We start from the raw sequence: 4,466 nt of genomic DNA, 5'->3' as shown, positions 1-4,466 counted from the left end.
TCTACAATATCTAAATTTCCTTGAAAAGGCTTTAAAAATGATGCAATAAATACTGGAACTACAACACATAATAAAGAAGGAATAATTAAATATTCTATTAATTTTAATGTTGTTACCTTATTTCCAATCCATAACATAGTAGTTGTAACGTCACCAATTGGAGACCAGGCCCCACCTGCATTTGCAGCAATAACAATTAACCCTGCAAACCACAAACGAGTATTTTTGTCATTAATAATTTTTTGTAGAATTGTTATTAACACTATTGTAGCTGTTAAATTATCAATAATTGCCGATAAAATAAATGCTAAAGCAGCGAAAATCCATAATAATTTTTTCTTGTTTTTTGTTTTAATATAATTTTTAAATGTCGCAAAACCATTAAAATAATCTATAATTTCAACAATTGTCATGGCACCTAATAAGAAGAATAAAATCTCAGCAGTTTTACCTAAATGATGCAGCAGTGTTTCTTGCAATAAATGATGTTTTTCTTCACTAGTAAAACTAGTAAAGCCTTCAACTAATGCGTGTGCTCCGGAATCAAACCAATTTGCAAAATTATCAATTCCAAAAGCTACCATTGCCCATAAAATAGACATCATAGCCAAGGCAGGAATTAATTTGTCTAATTTTAAATTATGCTCTAATGTAATTGCTAAATATCCTACTATAAATATTATAATAATGAGTGTTTCCATGTAAGTTTTTATAAATTAAATTGGTTAACAGATTTGTTTGAAAGTATTTTTAAAAGACCAACAAATATACTAAAAACTTATATGGGTTTTAAAAGTTTTTGCAATAACAATTATTTCTAAAATATATATTTATTAGAATTTCATCCCATTTACAGATTTAATAAAAATAAACTTAAAAAAGGCTTATATTTGTAGAATAGCAAACTTATTACTAATAACTTTATTAATTATGAATTTTAACTTAACAGAAGAGCAAATAATGATACGTGATGCTGCACGTGATTTTGCTAAAAACGAACTATTACCTGGTGTAATTGAACGCGATGAAAAACAACAATTTCCTGCAGAACAAATAAAAAAAATGGGAGAACTCGGTTTTTTAGGTATGATGGTTGACCCAAAATACGGAGGTAGTGGTTTAGATACCGTTTCATATGTATTAGCAATGGAGGAAATTTCTAAAATAGACGCTTCAGCTTCAGTTGTTATGTCGGTAAACAATTCTTTAGTTTGCTGGGGTTTAGAAACTTATGGGACAGAAGAACAAAAACAAAAGTATTTAGTTCCATTGGCAACCGGCGAAATAATTGGAGCATTTTGTTTAAGCGAACCCGAAGCTGGTTCCGATGCTACTTCGCAAAAAACAACTGCCATTGACAAAGGTGATCACTACCTTTTAAACGGAACAAAAAATTGGATTACTAACGGAGGAACTGCAAGCGTATATTTAGTAATCGCCCAAACCGATGTTGAAAAGGGACATAAAGGCATAAATGCTTTAATTGTTGAAAAAGGAATGGAAGGTTTTGCTGTTGGTACAAAAGAAAATAAATTAGGAATTCGAGGTTCCGATACACATTCTTTAATGTTTACTGATGTAAAAATTCCAAAGGAAAATAGAATTGGAGAAGACGGTTTTGGTTTTAAATTTGCCATGAAAACACTCGCAGGAGGAAGAATTGGAATTGCCTCTCAAGCTTTAGGGATAGCTTCTGGTGCATACGAGTTGGCTTTAAAATACTCTAAAGAGCGTAAAGCCTTTGGAAAAGAAATAAGCAAACACCAAGCAATTGCCTTTAAATTAGCTGATATGTCAACCCAGATTGAAGCTGCACGTATGTTATGTATAAAAGCTGCCTGGGAAAAAGATCAAAAAATAAATTACGATTTAAGTGGTGCAATGGCAAAATTATATGCTGCTGATATGGCAATGGCAGTAACTGTTGAAGCTGTTCAAATTCACGGTGGTTATGGGTTTGTAAAGGAATATCACGTTGAGCGTTTAATGCGTGACGCCAAAATTACACAAATTTACGAGGGTACTTCCGAAATTCAAAAAATTGTTATTTCAAGAAGTATTTTACAGGATTAAAATATTTTGGGCGTGACGGCAAAGAATAATTGCCGTCACGTCTTTCATTAAATTTTTTGCTCATAGGATAAAACTACACTTTTTAACCACAACATAACGACTTCCTTTATAATCGTACCTTTTTCTTAATTTAAATAGACAAACGTTTATTTATTTAGGAATTTTCTATTGAAAATCTATTTTTAATCCTTCAAACGTTATAATATAAATTAACCATTTTACTAATAAACTAAAGTTTTCTAATATCATATTTTAAAACTTCTATCTATTCCCTTTAAATTAAGCTATTTAGTATTGTTATATTTCACTTTTAAATTTCATTTAAATTATAAATAATATAATTTATCAAAAAACAATTATAAATTATTAATGAATGAATGTTTATTCATATATTTGCAAACGAAATATAATACTAAAACCTATGGCACGAAAAATAGATGAAGAGAAGTTAGTTCGCATAAAACAAGCAACAATGAAAACAATTGTTGACTTCGGAATAGAAAGAACAACAATTGCTATGATTGCTAAAAACGCCAACGTTAGTGGCGGATATTTATACAGACTTTATAGTGGTAAACAAGCATTAATAAATGAATTATACTACGATAAAGTTACTGCATTAATTAGTGAATTAGAATTTCTAATCAGTTTAAAACATACAAGCATTGCTCCAATTATAAAAACCTTTATTCAAAATAGAATTGTATATGCCATAAACGAGTCTGAGGCTTCAAAATTCTTTTATCAACTACTTCATAATGATAATTTTATACTGCCTAAAACTCTAAAAGAAAAAAGTATTTCATTAATGAAACAACTTCTTGATATTGGACAAAAATCTGGTGAAATAGGTGAAAATGTTGAATTATTAGATATTAACTATCATATTTTTACGTATGTAATTGATTATATTCATTTTAAAAGAGCCAACTTTTTAGGGATTGAAAAAACAACAAATAATGACGTTATTTATTTGACTAACAACATTTTAAACATATTAAAAAAAGATTGTTAATAATGCTTACTCATTTAAAATTGGTATTAAAACCAACTGCAAAAAAAATTACTATTCTTATAGTTTTCATTACAACTAGTATTTCCTCTCAAGAATTATCACTAAAAGAAGCTTACAATTTAATGCTTTCTAAAAATGGGGATTTAAATGCTTCGCAACATGAAGTGAATACAAAACAAGAAGAACAAAAAGCCGTAAAAAGTTTGTGGTATCCTTCACTTAGCCTTTCAGCTACTTATTTACATTTAGACAAAGACATTGCCGTCGATTTAAATGAACAACGCGCAATGGTTAGTAGAATTATTGGAGTAGCCAACCCTGCACTATTAGGTGACTGGAATTTTTCAATACAAGACAAAAACTTAGGTTTTGCAACGGCAGATATTGAATGGCCCATTTTTGCTGGTGGAAAAATAAATGCTGCAAATAAAGCTTCAAAAATTAACTATGAGCTTTCTGAAAATCACCATAAAATAAAAGAAAATGCGTTAACCATTAAATTAATAGATTATTATTTTAAACTTAAACTAGCCAAAGAAGCAAAAGATCTGCGTAAAAAAGTTTATGAAACTATTCAATTACATAGCAATCACGCAACTAAATTATTCGAAAACGGAATTATTCCAGAAGTAGAAACTTTAAACGCAAAAGTTGCTTTTTCAAATGCAAAACGAGAATTATTAGCTGCACAAAAGGATGTGTCTTTAGCGGCTACCGCTATTAAAAATTTAATTGGAGGAAAAACATTTAGTACAACTTCTACAGCTTTTATAATTCCAACAATTCAAACTTCTTTACATGAATTTCAGAATGAAATGATTCAAGAAAATGAACAACTTAAATTTTTAGAAAAAAATGAAGAATTAGCTAAAATAGGAGTAAAAGTTGAAAACAGCGAGTATTATCCAAAAGTAGCTTTATTTGGTAAACACACCTTATGGAAAGACAATCTATCGCTTTTAGAAAACAAATGGTTGGTTGGTGTTGGTGCAACCTGGCAATTATTTAACGGTTTCGAAAGAGATCATAAAATTAAAGCTGCAAAATATAAAGTTTTACAAGTACAACAATTAGAAAAACAAGCCAAATTAAATTTGTTAACCTATACCGAAAAATTATATAACGATTTAGAAAAACAACGAGAACAATACGATAGTTTAAATACTGATGAGGCCTTAGCTGAAAAATTAAAATTTATGAGAACCCGTGCTTTTGAAGAAGGTACCGGAACTTCACTCGAAGTAATTGATGCTACATTACAACTTGCTCAAATTAAATTATTTAAAATTAAAGCACTCTACCATTATAATACAACCTACGGAGAATTAATGGTAAACCTTAATAAAACTGAAAATTTCTTGAACAAAATTTAATATGA

The 4,466-nt window shown here is 29.3% G+C and carries 4 protein-coding genes; 3 read left to right on the top strand and 1 reads right to left on the bottom strand.

The window, feature by feature from the left end:
* Positions 1 to 701: sodium:proton antiporter NhaD (gene nhaD / locus AB1Z17_RS06330; RefSeq protein WP_368050954.1), on the bottom strand; the 701-nt coding region annotated here is incomplete at its 3' end.
* Positions 702 to 930: 229 nt separating this feature from the next.
* On the opposite strand from nhaD, the gene AB1Z17_RS06325 reads away from it, so the two are divergent.
* The 3 genes from AB1Z17_RS06325 to AB1Z17_RS06315 all read left to right on the top strand — a co-directional run bounded on the left by AB1Z17_RS06325 (position 931) and on the right by AB1Z17_RS06315 (position 4,461).
* Positions 931 to 2,073: an acyl-CoA dehydrogenase gene (locus tag AB1Z17_RS06325; RefSeq protein ID WP_368050953.1), complete on the top strand. Its 1,143-nt coding sequence runs from the start codon at positions 931 to 933 to the stop codon at positions 2,071 to 2,073.
* Between the two features lie 421 nt (positions 2,074 to 2,494).
* On the top strand, positions 2,495 to 3,088 hold the full coding sequence (locus AB1Z17_RS06320; RefSeq protein WP_368050952.1) for a TetR/AcrR family transcriptional regulator: 594 nt from the start codon (positions 2,495 to 2,497) through the stop codon (positions 3,086 to 3,088).
* A gap of 2 nt (positions 3,089 to 3,090) precedes the next feature.
* On the top strand, positions 3,091 to 4,461 hold the full coding sequence (locus AB1Z17_RS06315; RefSeq protein ID WP_368050951.1) for a TolC family protein: 1,371 nt from the start codon (positions 3,091 to 3,093) through the stop codon (positions 4,459 to 4,461).
* Positions 4,462 to 4,466 lie beyond the last annotated feature (5 nt).

It is taken from the genome of Lutibacter sp. (genome assembly GCF_040883305.1).
Taxonomy (GTDB): domain Bacteria; phylum Bacteroidota; class Bacteroidia; order Flavobacteriales; family Flavobacteriaceae; genus Lutibacter.
This window is presented reverse-complemented; position numbering and strand designations above follow the sequence as displayed.

Bases quoted from the DNA above. Each gene is read 5' to 3' on its own strand.
- AB1Z17_RS06325 (WP_368050953.1), top strand. From the start codon at position 931: ATGAATTTTAACTTAACAGAAGAGCAAATAATGATACGTGATGCTGCA.
- AB1Z17_RS06320 (WP_368050952.1), top strand. From the start codon at position 2,495: ATGGCACGAAAAATAGATGAAGAGAAGTTAGTTCGCATAAAACAAGCA.
- AB1Z17_RS06315 (WP_368050951.1), top strand. From the start codon at position 3,091: ATGCTTACTCATTTAAAATTGGTATTAAAACCAACTGCAAAAAAAATT.